This window comes from Neobacillus rhizosphaerae, assembly GCF_937468385.1.
GTDB lineage: Bacteria > Bacillota > Bacilli > Bacillales > Cytobacillaceae > Neobacillus > Neobacillus rhizosphaerae.
In genome coordinates this window covers 1-423 of record NZ_CALBWS010000077.1, presented here as the reverse complement: position 1 = coordinate 423, position 423 = coordinate 1, and the positions used below count along the sequence as shown (strand labels likewise).

2 tRNA genes are annotated in these 423 nt (G+C 46.8%); both read left to right on the top strand.

Going from position 1 to position 423, the window contains the following annotated elements:
• The first annotated feature begins 43 nt into the window (after positions 1 to 43).
• Positions 44 to 119, top strand: a tRNA-Val gene (locus M5A78_RS24615).
• 185 nt (positions 120 to 304) lie between these two features.
• Positions 305 to 380, top strand: a tRNA-Thr gene (locus M5A78_RS24610).
• Positions 381 to 423 lie beyond the last annotated feature (43 nt).

Here is a 423-nt window from a genome sequence, read left to right as displayed (position 1 = left end):
CAGGCGCCCCTGTGAGAGTAGGACGTTGCCAGGCATTAAATATGGAGGATTAGCTCAGCTGGGAGAGCATCTGCCTTACAAGCAGAGGGTCGGCGGTTCGATCCCGTCATCCTCCACCATAATTTTTCATTATATTTTAATCCAAACTATTTGCCGGGGTAGCTCAATTGGGAGAGCACGATCGAATAAGCTCCCTGAATAACCTTCAGCATACTGACCGAGCTGCTGCTTGTAAAAGCTTTCTGAGGTCAGGATGACGGTAACAGAACAGCGTGTTCAAATTTAATATTTAACCAAATTATATGCCGGGGTAGCTCAATTGGTAGAGCAACTGACTTGTAATCAGTAGGTTGGGGGTTCAAGTCCTCTCGCCGGCACCATTTTTTCGAGCCATTAGCTCAGTTGGTAGAGCACGATCGAATA